Source organism: Streptomyces sp. NPDC001920 (assembly GCF_053594495.1).
Map to the genome: position 1 here is coordinate 269,673 of NZ_JBSFEP010000006.1, position 18,805 is coordinate 288,477.

The 18,805-nt window shown below is 68.9% G+C and carries 15 protein-coding genes and 1 tRNA gene; 13 read left to right on the forward strand and 3 right to left on the reverse strand.

Annotation, left to right across the window (positions count from 1 at the left end; genetic code table 11):
- The first annotated feature begins 10 nt into the window (after positions 1–10).
- From dnaN to ACWCPI_RS12755, 4 genes are all read left to right on the forward strand, one after another.
- Positions 11–1,141: a DNA polymerase III subunit beta gene (gene dnaN / locus ACWCPI_RS12740; RefSeq protein ID WP_388804570.1), complete on the forward strand. Its 1,131-nt coding sequence runs from the start codon at positions 11–13 to the stop codon at positions 1,139–1,141.
- 187 nt (positions 1,142–1,328) lie between these two features.
- Entirely contained in the window at positions 1,329–2,204 is an 876-nt protein-coding gene (gene gnd, locus ACWCPI_RS12745) for a phosphogluconate dehydrogenase (NAD(+)-dependent, decarboxylating) (RefSeq protein ID WP_451038120.1), read from the forward strand.
- A gap of 137 nt (positions 2,205–2,341) precedes the next feature.
- Complete coding sequence (gene recF, locus ACWCPI_RS12750) at positions 2,342–3,463, forward strand: DNA replication/repair protein RecF (RefSeq protein WP_451038121.1); 1,122 nt, start codon at positions 2,342–2,344, stop codon at positions 3,461–3,463.
- Positions 3,460–4,008 carry a DUF721 domain-containing protein gene (locus ACWCPI_RS12755; protein ID WP_451038122.1) on the forward strand — a complete coding sequence of 183 codons (549 nt, stop codon included), beginning with the start codon at positions 3,460–3,462 and terminating at the stop codon, positions 4,006–4,008. The genes recF and ACWCPI_RS12755 overlap by 4 nt, the downstream gene beginning before the upstream one ends.
- 209 nt (positions 4,009–4,217) lie before the next feature.
- Here ACWCPI_RS12755 and ACWCPI_RS12760 read toward each other — a convergent pair whose 3' ends face one another.
- Positions 4,218–4,601 carry a hypothetical protein gene (locus ACWCPI_RS12760; RefSeq protein ID WP_451038123.1) on the reverse strand — a complete coding sequence of 128 codons (384 nt, stop codon included), beginning with the start codon at positions 4,599–4,601 and terminating at the stop codon, positions 4,218–4,220.
- Positions 4,602–5,207: 606 nt separating this feature from the next.
- Between ACWCPI_RS12760 and gyrB the strand changes: the two genes are divergently transcribed.
- The 7 genes from gyrB to ACWCPI_RS12795 all read left to right on the forward strand — a co-directional run bounded on the left by gyrB (position 5,208) and on the right by ACWCPI_RS12795 (position 13,965).
- A complete protein-coding gene (gene gyrB, locus ACWCPI_RS12765) occupies positions 5,208–7,280 on the forward strand; it encodes a DNA topoisomerase (ATP-hydrolyzing) subunit B (RefSeq protein WP_388803432.1) in 2,073 nt (690 codons plus the stop codon).
- Positions 7,281–7,322: 42 nt separating this feature from the next.
- Positions 7,323–9,920, forward strand: coding sequence for a DNA gyrase subunit A (gene gyrA / locus ACWCPI_RS12770; protein ID WP_451038124.1), 2,598 nt, complete (start codon positions 7,323–7,325; stop codon positions 9,918–9,920).
- A gap of 18 nt (positions 9,921–9,938) precedes the next feature.
- On the forward strand, positions 9,939–10,727 hold the full coding sequence (locus ACWCPI_RS12775; RefSeq protein ID WP_451038125.1) for a DUF3566 domain-containing protein: 789 nt from the start codon (positions 9,939–9,941) through the stop codon (positions 10,725–10,727).
- Between the two features lie 124 nt (positions 10,728–10,851).
- Positions 10,852–10,928 (forward strand) — tRNA-Ile (locus ACWCPI_RS12780).
- Between the two features lie 145 nt (positions 10,929–11,073).
- Positions 11,074–11,406, forward strand: coding sequence for a hypothetical protein (locus tag ACWCPI_RS12785; RefSeq protein WP_451038126.1), 333 nt, complete (start codon positions 11,074–11,076; stop codon positions 11,404–11,406).
- Positions 11,407–11,635: 229 nt separating this feature from the next.
- Complete coding sequence (locus ACWCPI_RS12790; RefSeq protein ID WP_451038127.1) at positions 11,636–13,066, forward strand: PA14 domain-containing protein; 1,431 nt, start codon at positions 11,636–11,638, stop codon at positions 13,064–13,066.
- Between the two features lie 143 nt (positions 13,067–13,209).
- The gene (locus ACWCPI_RS12795) at positions 13,210–13,965 is read left to right on the forward strand and encodes an AAA family ATPase (RefSeq protein ID WP_451038128.1); all 756 of its coding nucleotides are present in this window, start codon (positions 13,210–13,212) and stop codon (positions 13,963–13,965) included.
- A 233-nt stretch (positions 13,966–14,198) separates the two neighbouring features.
- Here the strand turns inward: ACWCPI_RS12795 and ACWCPI_RS12800 are convergent, their stop codons facing one another.
- Positions 14,199–14,579, reverse strand: coding sequence for a DUF6344 domain-containing protein (locus ACWCPI_RS12800; RefSeq protein WP_388803447.1), 381 nt, complete (start codon positions 14,577–14,579; stop codon positions 14,199–14,201).
- 347 nt (positions 14,580–14,926) lie between these two features.
- On the opposite strand from ACWCPI_RS12800, the gene ACWCPI_RS12805 reads away from it, so the two are divergent.
- Both ACWCPI_RS12805 and ACWCPI_RS12810 read left to right on the forward strand, forming a co-directional pair.
- Positions 14,927–15,055 (forward strand): DLW-39 family protein, encoded by a 129-nt coding sequence (locus ACWCPI_RS12805; RefSeq protein WP_003999697.1) that lies wholly within the window; start codon positions 14,927–14,929, stop codon positions 15,053–15,055.
- Positions 15,056–15,401: 346 nt separating this feature from the next.
- A complete protein-coding gene (locus tag ACWCPI_RS12810) occupies positions 15,402–16,694 on the forward strand; it encodes a hypothetical protein (RefSeq protein ID WP_451038129.1) in 1,293 nt (430 codons plus the stop codon).
- A 129-nt stretch (positions 16,695–16,823) separates the two neighbouring features.
- Here the strand turns inward: ACWCPI_RS12810 and ACWCPI_RS12815 are convergent, their stop codons facing one another.
- Positions 16,824–18,713, reverse strand: a complete 1,890-nt coding sequence (locus ACWCPI_RS12815; RefSeq protein ID WP_451038130.1) for a protein kinase domain-containing protein — start codon at positions 18,711–18,713, stop codon at positions 16,824–16,826.
- Positions 18,714–18,805 lie beyond the last annotated feature (92 nt).

The following is an 18,805-nucleotide window of genomic DNA, read 5'->3' on the forward strand; positions in this document are numbered from 1 at the left end:
GGCGGCAACAGTGAAGATCCGGGTGGAACGCGACGTACTCGCGGAGGCCGTGGCCTGGGCGGCGCGCAGCCTCCCGGCCCGTCCGCCGGCGCCTGTCCTCGCCGGCCTCCTCCTCAAGGCCGACGACGGTCAGCTGAGCCTGTCCAGCTTCGACTACGAGGTCTCCGCACGTGTGAGCGTCGACGCCGAGGTCGAGGAGGAGGGCACGGTCCTCGTCTCCGGCCGCCTCCTCGCGGACATCTCCCGCGCGCTCCCCAACCGCCCGGTGGAGATCTCCACAGACGGTGTACGGGCGACCGTGGTCTGTGGCTCCTCGCGGTTCACACTCCACACCCTGCCTGTGGAGGAGTACCCGTCCCTTCCGCAGATGCCGAACGCGACCGGGACGGTCCCGGGCGAGGTCTTCGCCTCCGCCGTGCAGCAGGTGGCCATCGCCGCCGGCCGTGACGACACGCTGCCCGTCCTGACCGGTGTGCGCATCGAGATCGAGGGCGACACCGTCACGCTTGCGTCCACCGACCGCTACCGCTTCGCGGTTCGCGAGTTCCTGTGGAAGCCGGAGAACCCGGAGGCCTCCGCGGTCGCCCTGGTCCCGGCCAAGACGCTCCTGGACACCGCCAAGGCGCTGACCAGCGGTGACAGCGTCACGCTGGCGCTGTCCGGCTCGGGTGCGGGCGAGGGACTGATCGGTTTCGAGGGCGCGGGCCGCCGTACGACGACCCGGCTGCTGGAGGGCGACCTCCCGAAGTACCGCACGCTGTTCCCGACGGAGTTCAACAGCGTCGCCGTGATCGAGACCGCCCCCTTCGTGGAGGCCGTCAAGCGTGTGGCCCTGGTCGCCGAGCGCAACACCCCGGTGCGGCTGAGCTTCGAGCAGGGGGTGCTGATCCTGGAGGCCGGCTCCAGCGACGACGCACAGGCTGTGGAAAGGGTGGACGCCCAGCTGGAGGGCGACGACATCTCGATCGCCTTCAACCCGACGTTCCTGCTGGACGGCCTGAGCGCCATCGACTCCCCGGTGGCCCAGCTGTCGTTCACGACGTCCACCAAGCCCGCACTGCTCAGCGGCAAGCCGGCGCTGGACGCGGAGGCGGACGAGGCCTACAAGTACCTGATCATGCCGGTGCGGCTGAGCGGCTGAGCCGCCGGAGATCGCCGCGAGTTGTCCACAGGCCGGGGAGGAACTGGCCCGGCCTGTGGGAAAACCCGCAGGTGAGCGTGTACGTATGAGCGCGTATGCCCACAGCTGTGCGCGGACGTCCGGGTTTAGGCTCGTACGTGGGTACGAAGGTGCCTCACACGCCACAGCAACCTAAGGAACACAACTGATGGAGCTCGGTCTCGTCGGCCTCGGCAAGATGGGCGGCAACATGCGCGAGCGGATCCGCCGCGCGGGCCACACCGTCGTCGGATACGACCGCAATCCGGACCTCGCGGATGTCCACAGCCTGGAAGAGCTTGTGGGCAAGCTTTCGGGCCCGCGTGTGGTCTGGGTGATGGTCCCGGCGGGTGCCGCGACCCAGTCGACGATCGATGAGCTGGCCGAGCTGCTGGAGCCCGGTGACGTCGTGGTGGACGGCGGGAACTCCCGCTGGACGGATGACGAGAAGCACGCCGAGGAGCTGGCGGCCAAGGGCATCGGCTTCGTCGACTGCGGTGTCTCCGGCGGCGTCTGGGGCCTGGAGAACGGTTACGCGCTGATGTACGGCGGTGACGCGGAGAACGTGGCCAAGGTGCAGCCGATCTTCGACGCCCTCAAGCCGGAGGGCGACTTCGGCTCGGTGCACGCCGGAAAGGTCGGCGCGGGCCACTTCGCGAAGATGGTCCACAACGGCATCGAGTACGCGATGATGCAGGCGTATGCCGAGGGCTGGGAGCTGCTGGAGAAGGTCGACTCCGTGACCGACGTCCGGGAGGTCTTCCGCTCCTGGCAGGAGGGCACGGTCATCCGCTCCTGGCTGCTGGACCTCGCGGTGAACGCCCTCGACGAGGACGAGCACCTGGACGGGCTCCGGGGTTATGCACAGGACTCGGGCGAGGGACGTTGGACTGTGGAAGCCGCCATCGACCACGCGGTGCCGCTGCCGGCGATCACCGCGTCGCTCTTCGCGCGGTTCGCCTCCCGCCAGGAGGACTCTCCGCAGATGAAGATGATCGCGGCGCTGCGGAACCAGTTCGGTGGCCACGCGGTCGAGAAGAAGTAGCCCGTCGCGCACGAACGCGGGCACGACAAGAAGTAGTCCACACCCTGGGGATGCCGATCTGGCACCCTGGGTGGCCCGGTTGTCCACAGCTGGGGACGGTTGAACCACACACGTTGGGGGAGGTCGGCGAAACGACCATGCACGTCACGCATCTGTCGCTGGCCGACTTCCGCTCGTACGCCCGGGTCGAAGTTCCGCTCGACTCGGGCGTCACGGCCTTCGTGGGGCCCAATGGGCAGGGCAAGACGAACCTCGTCGAGGCCGTCGGCTATCTCGCCACCCTCGGCAGCCATCGGGTGGCCTCCGACGCCCCTCTCGTCCGCATGGGCGCCGAGCGGGCGGTCATCAGGGCACAGGTGCGGCAGGGCGAGCGGCAGCAACTGGTCGAACTGGAGCTGAACCCCGGCAAGGCGAACCGTGCCCGCATCAACAGGTCCTCGCAGGTCAGACCGCGTGACGTGCTGGGAATCGTACGCACCGTCCTGTTCGCCCCGGAGGACCTCGCCCTGGTCAAGGGCGACCCGGGTGAGCGGCGCCGGTTCCTGGACGAGCTGATCACCGCCCGCTCCCCGCGCATGGCGGGCGTCCGCTCGGACTACGAGCGGGTGCTCAAGCAGCGCAACACCCTCCTGAAGTCGGCCGCGCTGGCCCGTCGCCACGGCGGCCGCACGATGGACCTGTCCACGCTCGATGTCTGGGATCAGCATCTCGCGCGCGCGGGCGCCGAGTTGCTCGCCCAGCGCCTCGATCTGATCGCGGCGCTCCAGCCGCTCGCCGACAAGGCGTACGAGCAACTGGCACCCGGTGGCGGCCCCGTCGCGCTGGACTACAAGCCGTCGGCCCCGGGCGAGGCACACACGCGTGAGGACCTCTTCGAGCAGCTGATGACGGCGCTCGCCGATGCCCGTAAGCAGGAGATCGAGCGGGGTGTCACCCTCGTGGGCCCGCATCGGGACGATGTGCTTCTCAGACTCGGTCAGCTGCCCGCCAAGGGATATGCCTCCCATGGTGAGTCCTGGTCGTACGCGCTGGCGTTGCGTCTGGCCTCGTACGACCTGCTGAGGGCGGAGGGCAATGAGCCGGTGCTGGTTCTCGACGATGTGTTCGCCGAACTGGACAGCCGCCGCCGTGAGCGCCTGGCCGAGCTGGTCGCGCCCGGTGAGCAGGTGCTGGTGACCGCCGCGGTCGATGACGACGTGCCGGACGTGCTGTCCGGAGTGCGGTACTCCGTGTCGGAGGGTGCGGTGGAGCGCGTATGAGCGAGAGCCCGGCCGAGGAGCCGCCGGTGAGCGCTCCGAAGACGCCCGAGCCCTCCGGGGTCGACCTCGCGCGTGTGGCGCTTCGGGCGGCCAAGGAGCAGGCACGGGCGCGTGGGGACGCGGCACGGCAGAAGAAGCAGGCGCGGCGCGGAGGGCTCCGCTCCGGCGCGCGGGCCGACGGACGCGACCCGATGGCGCTCGGCTCCGCCATCAACAGGCTCATCACCGAGCGCGGCTGGGAGACGCCGGCCGCGGTGGGCGGGGTGATGGGGCGCTGGCCGCAGATCGTGGGTGAGGACGTCGCCAAGCACTGTGTGCCGGAGAAGTACGACGAGGACGAGCGGGTCCTGGTCGTGCGGTGCGACTCGACGGCCTGGGCGACGAACCTGCGGCTGCTCGCGCCGACGCTGGTCGCCCGGCTCAACGAGGACCTCGGTCATGGTGCGGTGCGGCAGATCAGAGTGCAGGGTCCCGGTGGCCCCGCCCGCCGCTACGGACCGCTGCGAGCTCCGGGCAGCACGGGGCCCGGCGACACCTACGGGTAGGGCAGACCCCCGAAAATATTCTGGAATTCCAGGTCGTCAAGCGCCGGACGGCCGTTTCCGCAGCGGAGTTTTGCGTCGTGGCGGCGGGCCAGGGGAATTCTGGCAACGAACAGGGGGCCTGCGGCACACCAATTACAGGCCCCCCATGAGTGCTTAGCCGGAGCCGCCACCGCCCAAATCATTTGTGCAGCGTCGGGTCCGACAACTGGCTAGGCCAGTGCGGCACGCCATCCGCTGCAGAACTGAGGCGCTCCATCGGCTCCGTTACGGAGGCAGACCTTGATCTCGACCTTGGTCTCTTCCGCGATCGAGAAAATGCGTGACACCGAGCCCGAGGAGGAACCGGTGCTGGCCCCGTTGGCATCGTCCAGACGGTGGGTGGTGCCGTTGAACCGTATGTAGCCAGAGGCTCGCAGGCCATCGGCCTGGTGGTCAGTGACGGTGAACTTGTCCCCGTTGGGCCAGAAGGTGGCCCAGCCGCCCGGGTTGTCGTCCGTGGTCTTGACCGTAATGGGATCGCCGGCCGCCCAGGAGTTCGTCGCCGTACCCAGCACCAGAGCCGCCGAGCCGACGATGATTCCCGCCTTGACCACAGACGCCTTTCGAACCTTCACTTTACCTGCCGTTTCGTTAAACGTTGAGCTAAATTTCCGCAATCTCTTTACGGTGTTCCAACCGTAACAGGCTGCGATGGGCTGGCAAATTTATTTTTCAGGTGGGCCGTCTTTGAAGGCTCAGCTCGTCGGAGCGCCGCGGTTTGGACGGTGTCGCGTCGCGTGCCGCTAAATTAATATTGCGGCACTTATTCATGTCGGGGGTGAAATGTCCGCTTCCGGGGGTCGGGTGCGGGCCTTCGAGGCATGTGGACATAAGGGGTATTACGGTCCCGCTTCGGCTCGGTGGCGACTCAGTAGCTGAAGGTTGACAGTCCGAAGCGCTGAGTGCCGCTGTGAGCCTCTCGGAGCCCCGTTCCGCATATGGGGAGTCGGCCGAGGCCGGTTCAGGGCGGTACGTGCGGACTCAGGTACCGGCAAACCCCCATCACTGTCGGCGCTACCGGTAGACTGGAAGTAATCCCGCCCCAATCGTGGGGACCGTCCGGGAAAAGCTGAGCAACGCTGATCAAGGCTTACCAACGCAACATGCCGCAGCCGCTCCGGCACCCTCCCGCAAAGGGGGCACCTCAAGGAGCCCGGCTCGTGCTGTGCCAGAAAGGGCGCTTCGTGGCCGATTCCGGCAACCCCAACGAGAACATCCCGTCCACCGACGCCGCGGCGACCTCGTCGAACGGCGAGGTCACCGCCTCGTACGACGCCAGCGCCATCACCGTCCTCGAGGGTCTGGACGCGGTCCGCAAGCGGCCCGGTATGTACATCGGCTCGACCGGTGAGCGAGGGCTGCACCACCTCGTGTACGAGGTCGTCGACAACTCCGTCGACGAGGCGCTGGCCGGCCACGCGGACACCATCGACGTGACGATCCTCGCCGACGGCGGCGTCCGGGTCGTCGACAACGGCCGCGGCATCCCGGTGGGCATCGTCCCCTCCGAGAACAAGCCGGCCCTTGAGGTCGTGCTGACCGTGCTGCACGCGGGCGGCAAGTTCGGCGGCGGTGGCTACGCGGTCTCCGGTGGTCTGCACGGCGTGGGTGTCTCCGTCGTGAACGCGCTGTCCTCGAAGGTTGCCGTCGAGGTCAGGACCGACGGTCACCGCTGGACGCAGGACTACAAGATGGGCGTGCCCACGGCCCCGCTCGCCAAGCACGAGGCCACGGAGGAGACCGGCACGTCGGTCACGTTCTGGGCGGACGGCGACATCTTCGAGACCACCGACTACTCCTTCGAAACGCTCTCCCGGCGTTTCCAGGAGATGGCGTTCCTCAACAAGGGTTTGACGATCAAACTCACTGATGAGCGCGAGTCGGCGAAGGCCACGTTCGGAGCCGACGAGGCGGGCGCGGACGAGACCGCCGAGGTCAAGACCGTCACGTACCACTACGAAGGCGGCATCGTCGACTTCGTGAAGTACCTCAACTCCCGCAAGGGAGACGTGGTGCACCCGACGGTGATCGACCTCGAGGCCGAGGACAAGGACAGGAGCCTGTCCCTCGAAGTCGCGATGCAGTGGAACAGCGGTTACAGCGAGGGCGTGTACTCCTTCGCCAACATCATCCACACGCACGAGGGCGGTACGCACGAAGAGGGCTTCCGCGCGGCGCTGACCAACCTGGTCAACAAGTACGCGCGCGACAAGAAGCTGCTGCGCGAGAAGGACGACAACCTCACGGGTGACGACATCCGCGAGGGTCTGACCGCGATCATCTCGGTGAAGCTGAGCGAGCCGCAGTTCGAGGGCCAGACCAAGACCAAGCTGGGCAACACGGAGGCCAAGACCTTCGTGCAGAAGGCGGTCTACGAGCACCTCAACGACTGGCTGGACCGCAACCCGGTCGAGGCCGCGGACATCGTCCGCAAGGGCATCCAGGCGGCCACCGCGCGCGTGGCGGCCCGCAAGGCCCGTGACCTGACGCGTCGTAAGGGCCTGCTGGAGACGGCGTCCCTGCCGGGCAAGCTCTCCGACTGCCAGTCGAACGACCCCACCAAGTGCGAGATCTTCATCGTCGAGGGTGACTCCGCCGGCGGCTCGGCCAAGTCCGGCCGCAACCCGCAGTACCAGGCGATCCTCCCGATCCGAGGCAAGATCCTCAACGTCGAGAAGGCGCGGATCGACAAGATCCTGCAGAACCAGGAGATCCAGGCGCTGATCTCCGCCTTCGGCACCGGCGTGCACGAGGACTTCGACATCGAGAAGCTCCGCTATCACAAGATCATCCTGATGGCGGACGCCGACGTCGACGGCCAGCACATCAGCACCCTGCTGCTGACCTTCCTGTTCCGCTTCATGCGGCCGCTGGTCGAGGCCGGACACGTGTATCTCTCCCGCCCCCCGCTGTACAAGATCAAGTGGGGCCGGGACGACGTCGAGTACGCCTACTCGGACCGCGAGCGCGACGCGCTGATCGAGATGGGCCGCCAGCGCGGCAAGCGCGTCCGCGAGGACTCCATCCAGCGCTTCAAGGGTCTCGGCGAGATGAACGCCGAGGAACTGCGCGTCACCACGATGGACCAGGAGCACCGGGTCCTCGGGCAGGTCACCCTCGACGACGCCGCCCAGGCCGACGACCTGTTCTCGGTCCTCATGGGCGAGGACGTCGAGGCCCGCCGCCAGTTCATCCAGCGCAACGCCAAGGACGTCCGCTTCCTCGACATCTGAGTCGGTCTCAGCTGACCGCACCAGGAAGGATCTTCACCAGCAATGACCGACGAGAACACTCCCGTCACCCCTGAAGAGGGCGGCGAACTCGCGATGCGTGTCGAGCCCGTCGGGCTCGAGACGGAGATGCAGCGCTCGTACCTCGACTACGCGATGTCCGTCATCGTCTCGCGTGCGCTGCCGGACGTCCGCGACGGCCTCAAGCCCGTCCACCGCCGCGTCCTGTACGCCATGTACGACGGCGGCTACCGCCCCGAGCGCGGCTTCTACAAGTGCGCCCGCGTGGTCGGCGACGTCATGGGCAACTACCACCCCCACGGCGACAGTTCGATCTACGACGCCCTGGTGCGGCTCGCCCAGCCGTGGTCGATGCGGATGCCGCTGGTCGACTCCAACGGCAACTTCGGCTCTCCGGGCAACGACCCGGCGGCGGCCATGCGCTACACCGAGTGCAAGATGGCGCCGCTGTCGATGGAGATGGTCCGTGACATCGACGAGGAGACCGTCGACTTCACGGACAACTACGACGGCCGCTCCCAGGAGCCGACCGTCCTGCCGGCCCGCTTCCCGAACCTGCTGATCAACGGCTCGGCCGGTATCGCGGTCGGCATGGCCACCAACATCCCGCCGCACAACCTGCGCGAGGTCGCGGCCGGCGCCCAGTGGTACCTGGAGAACCCGGACGTCTCGCACGAGGAGCTGCTGGACGCGCTCATGGAGCGCATCAAGGGCCCCGACTTCCCGACGGGCGCCCTCGTCGTGGGCCGCAAGGGCATCGAGGAGGCGTACCGCACGGGCCGCGGCTCCATCACCATGCGCGCGGTCGTCGAGGTCGAGGAGATCCAGAACCGCCAGTGCCTGGTGGTCACGGAGCTGCCGTACCAGACCAACCCCGACAACCTCGCGCAGAAGATCGCCGACCTGGTGAAGGACGGCAAGATCGGCGGCATCGCCGACGTCCGCGACGAGTCGTCGTCCCGTACCGGCCAGCGCCTGGTCATCGTGCTGAAGCGCGACGCGGTCGCCAAGGTCGTCCTGAACAACCTCTACAAGCACACGGACCTGCAGACGAACTTCGGCGCCAACATGCTGGCGCTCGTCGACGGTGTCCCGCGCACGCTCTCCCTGGACGCGTTCATCCGCCACTGGGTGACGCACCAGATCGAGGTCATCGTCCGCCGCACGCGGTTCCGCCTGCGCAAGGCCGAGGAGCGCGCGCACATCCTGCGCGGCCTGCTGAAGGCCCTGGACGCCATCGACGAGGTCATCGCGCTGATCCGGCGCAGTGAGACCGTCGACGTCGCACGCACGGGCCTGATGGAGCTCCTGGAGATCGACGAGATCCAGGCCAACGCCATCCTCGAGATGCAGCTGCGCCGGCTCGCCGCCCTGGAGCGCCAGAAGATCGTCCAGGAGCACGACGAGCTGCAGGCGAAGATCAACGAGTACAACCAGATCCTCGCCTCCCCGGTCCGCCAGCGCGGCATCGTCAGCGAGGAGCTCGCGGCGATCGTCGAGAAGTACGGCGACGACCGCAAGACCAAGCTGATCCCCTACGACGGTGACATGTCCATCGAGGACCTCATCGCCGAAGAGGACATCGTGGTCACCGTCACGCGCGGCGGCTACGTCAAGCGCACCAAGACCGACGACTACCGGGCGCAGAAGCGCGGCGGCAAGGGCGTACGCGGCACGAAGCTCAAGGAAGACGACATCGTCGACCACTTCTTCGTCTCGACGACGCACCACTGGCTGCTGTTCTTCACCAACAAGGGCCGCGTCTACCGGGCGAAGGCGTACGAGCTTCCCGACGCCGGCCGGGACGCGCGCGGCCAGCACGTGGCGAACCTGCTGGCCTTCCAGCCGGACGAGGCGATCGCCGAGATCCTCGCGATCCGCGACTACGAGGCGGCGCCGTACCTCGTGCTCGCCACAAAGGCGGGTCTGGTGAAGAAGACGCCTCTGAAGGATTACGATTCACCCCGTTCCGGCGGCGTCATCGCGATCAACCTCCGTCAGATGGAGGACGGGTCGGACGACGAGCTGATCGGAGCCGAGCTGGTGTCGGCGGACGACGATCTGCTTCTGATCAGCAAGAAGGCACAGTCGATCCGGTTCACGGCCACGGACGAGTCGCTGCGCCCGATGGGACGTGCCACCTCCGGCGTCAAGGGCATGAGCTTCCGCGAGGGAGACGAGCTGCTCTCGATGAATGTTGTTCGAACCGGTACGTTCGTGTTCACTGCCACCGACGGCGGGTACGCGAAGCGGACTGCCGTCGACGAGTACCGCGTCCAGGGTCGCGGCGGCCTCGGTATCAAGGCCGCCAAGATCGTGGAGGACCGCGGCTCGCTCGTCGGCGCGCTGGTGGTCGAGGAGACCGACGAGATCCTCGCCATCACGCTGGGCGGCGGTGTGATTCGTACGCGAGTCAACGAGGTCAGGGAGACGGGCCGTGACACCATGGGCGTCCAACTGATCAACCTGGGCAAGCGCGATGCCGTGGTCGGCATCGCTCGTAACGCCGAGGCGGGGCGCGAGGCGGAGGAGGTCGACGGCGACGTGGTCGTCGACGAGACCGCCGAGGGCGCTGCCGAGACCATCGGCGAGGACGAGGGTGCGGCACCCTCGGCCGAGTAGCACGAGGAGTGAGTCATCGTGAGCGGAGCCACGGGCGCCGGATCGTCCGGTACCTCGACCGGTCCCACGGCCGGTAAGGAGACGGGCGGCGGCCGTGGCTCCGCCGCGCGTGCGACGGACACGCACACGACCCAGCTCAAAGCGATCAAGTCGCCCGCGAAGGACTCTTCCTCGTCCGACGCACCTGGATCCCAGGGGGGAACCGTGACGGACCGAGGTCCGCAGACCCAGCAGTACGCGGCCGGCGCGGGCGCCCAGCCGCAGGCCGCGCCCGCGGGGGCGCAGCAGCCGGCCTCCGCGCCGTCGCCGCTGCCGGGGGAACGCCAGCAGCAGCCCGCCGGGGGGCCCTACCACCCGCCGCAGGCCTACCAGACGGCCACTCCGGCGAGCGGGACGCGCATGCCGCGCACCGGGGCCGGGGCCCGTACGACGCCGCGCACCCGCAAGGCGCGCCTGCGGGTGGCCAAAGCCGACCCGTGGTCGGTGATGAAGGTCAGCTTCCTGCTCTCCATCGCCCTGGGCATCTGCACGATCGTCGCGGCCGCCGTCCTGTGGATGGTCATGGATGCGATGGGCGTCTTCTCCACGGTCGGCGGCACGATCTCCGAGGCGACCGGCTCCAACGAGTCGAACGGCTTCGACCTGCAGTCCTTCCTGTCGCTGCCGCACGTGCTGATGTTCACGTCGATCATCGCGGTGATCGACGTCGTCCTCGCCACGGCGCTGGCGACGCTCGGCGCGTTCATCTACAACCTCTCCGCCGGTTTCGTCGGCGGCGTCGAGCTGACGCTCGCGGAGGACGAGTGAGGCGGCCGCCCGCCGCTGAGCACGGCCTCGCCTGACGGTGCCCCGACAACCGATTTTGGGACTGCCCATGTCGTGCGCTAATCTTCAGGAGTCAGCGCGCGGGACACACACCGCAGAGCGCGGCGGGGCTATAGCTCAGTTGGTTAGAGCGCATCCCTGATAAGGATGAGGCCACAGGTTCAAATCCTGTTAGCCCCACCAGCGAAAAGACCCCTGGTTCACTTGGACCGGGGGTTTTTTCCATCTCCGGTTGACATCAATGGCCGGGGCCGCGCACCGCGCCCGCTCCACGGTGTGCGGGTCGACTGCGGACGGGATGGGCAGGGCGGGGACGGGGAGGGCACTGGTGGACCAGCAATGGCCTGAAGGGCCGATGGCCGATCCTGATGCGGCGAGGGACCGCTACAACGCGGACCTGCGGGCGTCGCGCTCGGCGATACGAGAACTGTTTCGCGTGGAACTCCCCATTGCACACGTGGGCGCGGCGCTCGCTGCGTTGGTGAGCGTGGTCGTAGGCGTGCTCTGGTCGCCCGCGGCAGGTGCCCTGATCGCGGGAGGCTTCTCTGCCCTGTTCATCGTGGCCATGGCTGTGGCGCTTCTGTCGGGCAGGCGAGGGTGGGGCGCGGTGCGCGCCGCGTACAAGTTCACCTTCGGCTGGGCGAACTGGATCACGCCTTAGCGGCCGGCAGGCCTGGTCAGGGGCGCCCGCGAGGGCTGAGAGCAGGAGCTGGCACCAGTGCGCGACACCCGACGGCCGCGGACAGGTACGGCGCCCGGGACACCGCCGTCTGCCGGTGCCCTTCATGAGCCGCGACGCCCGTGCGGAGACCGGTGATCTTCGTGCAACCTTCGCCGCACGTCGCGAGTCTCCAGGCTGTACGTCCTCCCGCACAGCGCGAAAGGCCCCCGTGCGCCAGAAGAGTCTCGTCGCCGCCCTGACCGGTGGCGCCCTGTCCGCCGTCGTCCTCGGCAGCCTGCTGGCCGCCGCCCCGCAGGCGGCTGCCGCCGACGTCACCTGCACGACCAACGTCTACAAGCGGACGTTCTACAGCAACACCTCGTTCTCCGGCACCCCGGTGAGGACCGACTGCGACAGTGCGGTCGACCAGTACTGGTCGGGCAGCCCGGTCTCCGGAGTGCCGACGAACAACTTCGGTGTCCGTTGGTCGGTGACCCGCGACTTCGGCTCCGGTGGCCCCTTCACGTTCACCGCCTCCGCCACCGACGGCGTCCGCGTCTACCTGGACGGTGTCCGCAAGATCGACCTGTGGCAGGGCACCGGTGACACCGCCCGCTCCAAGAGCGTCAACCTCACCGTCCCCTCCGGCAAGCACACCCTGCGCGTCGACTACGTGAACTGGTCCGGCGCCGCCAAGGTCAAGTACACGTACACGCCCCGGACGTCGGCCACGTACGACAAGACGAAGCCGCTGGCCCCCACCGGTGTGAAGACCGCCTACAGCACCACCACCCGCAAGACGACCGTCTCCTGGTCCGCCAACAAGGAGATGGACCTGGCGAGTTACTCCCTCTACCGGCGGCCCGTCGGCTCCAGCACCTGGACGAAGGTCACCACGACCACCGCCCGCAGCCACACCGACCCCCTGGTGAACCCCGACGACCGCACGCCCTACTACTACGAGGTCCGCGCCAAGGACAAGGCCGGCAACACCTCGTCGGGCAGCACGGACACCATCGTCCGTCCACTGCCGGTCGTCACCTCCCTGACCGGCACCTACGACAAGGCGACCGGCAAGGTCACCTTGAACTGGCCCCTCAACACCGAGCCCCACTTCGACCACTACACGGTGCTGAGCAACGACAAGGTGGAAGGCTCCTACGTCTGGGTCCCGCTCGGCACCACCAAGGGCAACACCTGGACCACCGGTCCCGTCACCGCCGACGGCGAGACCCGTCACTACCGCGTCCTCGTCACCAACGACGGCGGCACCACCACCTACAACCCGGCCTGGCTCGACGCCGGCGCCACCAACGAGCTCTGGCTCGACATCCCCGACGGCATTGCCCCTGGCTACGCCCCCGACCTGACCGTGGGCTCGTGCTCGAGCGGCATCCGCGCGACCGTCTCCGACAGCACGCCGGCTCCGATCCGTGACTTCATCGGCTTCGAGATCGAGCGTCGTCAGGCGGGGACGGAGACCTGGTCGGTCGTCCTGCACCAGGGCTTCGACCCGCGCCTCGACCCCGCCACGGCCAGCGTCTGCGACGCGGTGCCCGCTGACGGGAACTTCTACCAGTACCGGGCCCGCAGCTACGACGCCGCCGGGAACTACTCGCCGTACAGCGAGACCCGGGCCATGGCCCGTCCGGTCGGCTGACGGGCGCGGCCCGTCGCGATGAGCCCCTCGGCCGATCCCGGCCGGGGGGCTTCGACATCACCGGGGGAAGCCCTGCCGACCCCGCGAGGCCCGATCAACCCGGGGCGAGCTTGATTGTCAGTGCCGGGTGAGAGCCTGGCGGCATGATCGTCGAAAGGGCGTACGCGCATGTGGCCGACGGTGAACTGGAGGAAGGCGGCCAGTGGCCGTGGTCGGTGCCCTGTGTACGGCAGCTGCTGGAGGACGGCCTGAAGTTCCGCACGCCGGTCACGTTCCTGGTGGGGGAGAACGGCTCGGGCAAGTCGACCCTCGTCGAGGCGCTCGCGGAAGGCTTCGGGCTGGACTCCTGGGGCGGGTCCGCGGGCTACCGGTACGCCAGTTGGCGTGCGCCGTCGGCGCTGGGCGGGCGGATACGCTTCGAGGCGACGCCGGCCGGCCGCCGCATGCTGCGCGGGCCTCGTACGCGCCGCAGAGGTTTCTTCCTGCGGGCGGAGACCGCGCTGGACGCGCTGGGCCGGGAGCAGCAGACGGGAAGGCTGTCGGGGGCCGTGGACGAGATGAGCCACGGCGAAGGCTTTCTGATGGCCTTCCGTGAGCGGTTCCAGGAGCCTGGGCTGTACGTCCTGGACGAGCCCGAGGCCGCGTTGTCCTTCGCTTCCTGCCTTCAACTGGTCGGTGTGCTGCACGAACTGGGGCGTTCCGGTGCGCAGATCATCTGCGCCACGCACTCACCTGTACTGACGGCGCTGCCGGGCGCCGAGATCATCGAGGTGGGCGACCACGGAATGCGTCCCGCGGCTTGGCGGGACCTGGAGCTCGTGGACCACTGGCGGCGTTACCTCGACGATCCGTGGTCCTATCTCCGGCACATCGTCGGAGAGGGGGGCGGAGAGGGGTGAGGTGTCGCGCGGGCCGTCTTCGTACGTACTGCTGTGCATGAGGCGTACTGCGCATGAGCGGTGTTCTGCCGGCCGGTGTTCTGCCGACCCGTGTTCTGCTGTGCGGTGTCCTGCTGTGCGGTGTCGTACCGAGCGGTGCCTGTACGCAAGCTCGCTGTGACAGTGCGTTCTGGATAACGGCGCGGTAGGCGCAACAAGGGGTAAGGGTGACGGCTCGGCGTGAGCCGTCGGGTTCAGCGCTGGTGCGGGACGAGCGGCTGCCCTGGGGCGGCGGCTGAGACGCACTCGCCGGCCGCCGAGGTCGCCGTCGTGGTGGCTTCGTCGTCCGTGAGCGGGCGGTGACGGCAGCCGGGGGTCTTGCCGTGTGCCTCGGCGCGGATGCGCTGCTTCATCGTGGGGGGCAGGGATCTGGCGTAGGACCAGGCCCACTGGGGCATCGCCGGAACCGTCACCTGCGTGTTGCGGTCGGTGTCGTCGCTGCCGCTCTTGCGGGTCGTCTCGGTGTGCGGTACGGCCGCGGCCGAGGTGGTCGTGACGAAGCCGAGCGCCGTGAACAGCGCGAGGAAGGCGGTGACGATGGTGGTCCACAGGTTCATGACCTTGTTCCGGGCCATGGCCCCTCACTTTCGGGTTGGGCGATTTGCGTACTTTCCTCATGATGTGTATGGGGGCCGAGAAATCATGTACCGACGCCCGTGGCGCGTCGATCTTCAGATCAACACCACTCGGATGGGTGCAAGGAGCCTGAAAAGTCGAGGAAAGTGCGGGACGCGGGAGGAAAGGGAGCAAAGTCACCGTCTGTCGGGGTGTGATCACCCTCCGATCGGAGCGGTGGCCTCCGCTTCTACTGCGCTGTTCCGGACGGAAGTTGAGCCTCGACGCAGGTCACCGATCGATATCGGTCGGTGTGTATAGTCGGGCGCCAGAGGTCCCCTACGTCAAGGAAAGACGAGGTCGCGCGGTGAAGAAGCTTCTCCTGGTCGCACTGGCCGCCATCGGCGGGCTCCTCGTGTACCGCCAGATCCAGGCGGATCGCGCCGAGCAGGATCTGTGGACGGAGGCGACTGACTCCGTGCCCACGGGTTCGTGAGCCACGACAACGCAATCTGAAACAGACCCCGGCCGCCCTGCGGTCGGGGTTTTGTGTGCTTCGGGGCGCCTGCCCGCGACGCCGTGTCGTGGATTCGAGTTGCGGGACAGGACCGGAGGACCTAGAGCCGGGCGTTTCGGACGGTCGTACGGATTGTGCGGGTGAGGCAGGGCCGCGCTGGGCAGGATGGGCGACGGCCATGGTCCGAAGGAAAAGGGGGCGGCGCGTGATGGGGCGGCGGCGTACGGCACGGGGTCGCCGCTGGCGGGCGGCGCGGCGCGCTCACCACACGGTATGCGCTGAGGTGGCAGGCGGGCGCAGGGGCTCAGGCGTGCGAGGGGCCGTCGTGGTGGCTCTGCTCGTGTGGACGACGATCGCCCTGTCCGGCCCGTCCGCGCGGGCGGCGGGAACCCCCGGCCCTTATGCCTTCGCACCGGATGCCAGGTCCGTGCAAGGCACGACCGACACCGCGGCCGCCGCACAGCTCGAACCGGGCGCGACGTACAGGAGTTCCCTGCCGCCGACCGACGCGCCGATCGCCTACAGACTCGACCTCGACGCCACCTCGGACACCTACGTCTCCGTGACGGCGATCCCCGCCCCCGGCAGCACCGTCCAGGCGGGCGACGGCATCAAGGTGACCGTGGAGAACCCCGACGGCCGTTCCTGCTCCCTCGACAGGCAGACCTTCGGGGTCGTCCGCAGCCCGCGGCCGATCACGGCCTGGGGCGGACGCGAGATCTCCGCCGACCGGACCCTGTGCAGGAGTGCGGGCACCTACCACGTCATCGTCGAACGAGTCGGTACGGCGGCTGCCGCTTCGGACGCTTGGGGCCTGGAACTCTTCGTGACCGCGGAGCCGCCCCCGCGACGGACCGCCGTGCCGAGCGCCCCCGAAGCGTGGAACTCCGCCTCTCCCACACCCGTCACCGGCGACGGTGTGCGCCGCGAGGGAGGCGCGGGCTTCGCCTCGGCGGCATCCGTCGGCCACGGCGTGTGGACCTCCGACATCCAGCCGGGCCGGACGCTCTTCTACAAGGTCCCCCTCGACTGGGGACGGCAGCTGTCCGCCACCGCCGAACTGGGCAGCTCGAACAGCGGCGACAGCTCCGTCGTGGGAGCTCTCGGCCTGTCCCTCTACAACCCCGCACGGGGCATCGTCGACGACAAGAGCACCAGCTACGACGGTAGGCAGACGGCCGTGGCGCTCCCCCCGTTGCCGCCGGTCGCCTACGAGAACCGGTTCGCCGTCCCGGCCCGGTATCAGGGCATGCGCTTCGCCGGCTCCTACTACCTCGTGGTGCACCTGGCCGACGACGTGGCCGAGAAGCACGGCGACGGGCCGTTCGAACTGAGGCTGCGCGTGCGCGTGGACGGCGAGGAGCTGGCAGGGCCCGGCTACGCGGGGGAGTCGAAGCCCGCAGGGGTCTTCGAGGTGGCCGCGGGCGAGGAAGAGGCTGCCGCGGAAGGAAGGGGCGGCCTCGGGGTCGGCGGCGGTGGCGAGGACGGCGACACCACGATGACCGTGCTCGCGGTGAGCGGCATCGGAGCGGGGACTGCGGTGCTGTCGGTGCTGGGGGTGTGGGCGGTCGTGGCCCGGCGGAGGGTGGGGTCCGGTAGAGCCGGAGGCTGGGGCTGAGGGCCTGGGCTCGGAGGGCCGGTTTGCCGATTGGCGTCCGGACCGCGGGCGCCCTCGTGACCCTCGCGTCCTCGCGGGGCGGAGATGCCCGTGATTCGGGAGCTCGCGGCCCGGCGGGTCTTGGTCTGCTCAGATCCGGGCCAGGGCCCAGAAACCCACGGCGTAGCAGGCCAGCGCCAGCAGCAGAAGGGGAACCGCCACCTTGGCGGGTGGGCCGGGCCGGCGCGTGACGTGGCTGCTGCTCGCGCGGCGTGGGGCACGGTGACCGCCACCGCGCCGGCGTGGCTGCGCGATCGGTGGTGCCGGAGATGGAACCTGCGGGCTCTCAGCGGTGTACGAAGCAGTAGAGGCATCGACGCGCTGGTGTGGCGTCGGCGTCGAGGGCTCAGCCGGATGGCGCGGCCCGAACTGCTGGGGGGAGGACAGGACGTGCGTGGTGTCGTAGGGGGAGACGTGAGCGGGGTACTGCTGTGCGTCCTGGCGTGCCTGTGCCTCTGCGTACGCATGACCCGGCTGTCTCGGGCCGCGTGCGTTCGACGACTGCCCGGGTGCCTGTACCGGGTGGGCAGGGGGCGTGTGCGCCTGAGGGGTGGAGCCGGTGGCCTGAGGCGGCGGGAGGGGGAAGCTGCCGGTGTCCGACATGGGGAAGAACCCGCCGTCGTCGCCGGGGCGCGAAGAGGCGGAGGGCTCGTGGGCGGTGGGTGGCTGGTGGGGGGAGAGTGGCTGAGGTCCGTACCGGGGCGGCTGCGGGTCGGATGCGGGCCCGGAAGGTGTGACGTCCGACGCCGGCATCGAACCGGTCGGTCCTCGGCGCGGATCGCTCGGCACGGAGCCGGATCCGGAGGCGGAGCCGGCCCCGGTACCGGGCGGTACGGGCCCTGCACCCGCAGGTACGGATCCGTCTGCGACGCCTTCGGAGCCGTCCCCGGCCCATCCGGAACGTGCGCGCCCCGACGCATGTCCTGCACCCTCATGCCCCGCGGCCCCCGATCCGGAGCCCGCACCACCCGCGTCAGAGCCCATGCCCCCTGGCCCAGCCCCTGTGCGCCCCGCCGCGGATCCGGCGGTTCCTGCCTCCGAGCCGCCCGTGCCCGCCTGCCGGACGCCGCCTGCGGCCCCTGTCGCCCCGGGCGTCGGCTTGAGCGGCCCGTCAGGCCCGAACCCCTGCGGCAGCGGCCCGAGTTGGTCGAATATCTCGATCACCTCGTCGTCCGGACCCGGTTCCGGCAACAACTCGGCGGCCGAGGCGAGGGCCTTGCGCGCACCCGTGGCCGTACGGAAACGCGCGTGTGGCTCCGGCTGCAGAAGCGAGGCCACCACCTGCCACAGCGGTTCCGGAATGCCCTTGGGCGCACCAGGAGTTCCGTGCGTGGTGAAGTACTGGACGAGTGCCTTGGTGTCCGGCTTGGCCCCCTCCAGCAGATACAGCGCGACCAGCCCCACGGCGAACAGGTCGGCCGGGAAGTCCGGTTCCGCGCCCATCAGCTGCTCGGGGGCGAGATAACCGGGCGTGCCCACCACGAGGTTGGTCTCGGTCAGGCGGGGCTCGCCCAGCCGCATGGCGATGCCGAAGTCGGACAGCCGCAGGCGTGGGCGCGCGGTGCCCGTGGCTTCGAGGAGGACGTTGGCGGGTTTGATGTCACGGTGGACGACGCCCTCGGCGTGCACCGCGGCCAGCCCCGCGAGGAGCTGGTCGAGGAGTGTGCAGACGAAGGAGGGCGGCAAGGGACCGTAGTCCCCGATGAGATGGACCAGCGAACCGCCGGAGACAAGGTCCATGGTGAACAGGACCTTGTCGTCGTCGGCGGCCCAGCTGGCCGGCGCGAGCACATGGGGATGATCGATCCGCAGAGCCTGCTCACGGACGAACCGCAGCAGCGAGTGCGCATCGCTCTGCTGGAGCACCTTGGCGGCCACATACCGCCGACGGCGGTGGTCCCAGGCGCGCCAGACGGCGCCGACGCCTCCTCGTCCGATCGGATCGACCAGTTCGTAGCGGGCGGCGAAGACCTCACCCATGGCTGTGCGTCTCTCCTCCCCCTTCGGCTACCCCCTTGCTTCCCCCTCGACGAGCGATACGACTCCCCCTCGTAGCCCTCAGTGCCCTCACG

Bases quoted from the DNA above. Each gene is read 5' to 3' on its own strand.
- gnd (WP_451038120.1), top strand. From the start codon at position 1,329: ATGGAGCTCGGTCTCGTCGGCCTCGGCAAGATGGGCGGCAACATGCGC.
- recF (WP_451038121.1), top strand. From the start codon at position 2,342: ATGCACGTCACGCATCTGTCGCTGGCCGACTTCCGCTCGTACGCCCGG.
- ACWCPI_RS12755 (WP_451038122.1), top strand. From the start codon at position 3,460: ATGAGCGAGAGCCCGGCCGAGGAGCCGCCGGTGAGCGCTCCGAAGACG.
- gyrA (WP_451038124.1), top strand. From the start codon at position 7,323: ATGACCGACGAGAACACTCCCGTCACCCCTGAAGAGGGCGGCGAACTC.
- ACWCPI_RS12795 (WP_451038128.1), top strand. From the start codon at position 13,210: ATGATCGTCGAAAGGGCGTACGCGCATGTGGCCGACGGTGAACTGGAG.
- ACWCPI_RS12800 (WP_388803447.1), bottom strand. From the start codon at position 14,579: ATGGCCCGGAACAAGGTCATGAACCTGTGGACCACCATCGTCACCGCC.
- ACWCPI_RS12815 (WP_451038130.1), bottom strand. From the start codon at position 18,713: ATGGGTGAGGTCTTCGCCGCCCGCTACGAACTGGTCGATCCGATCGGA.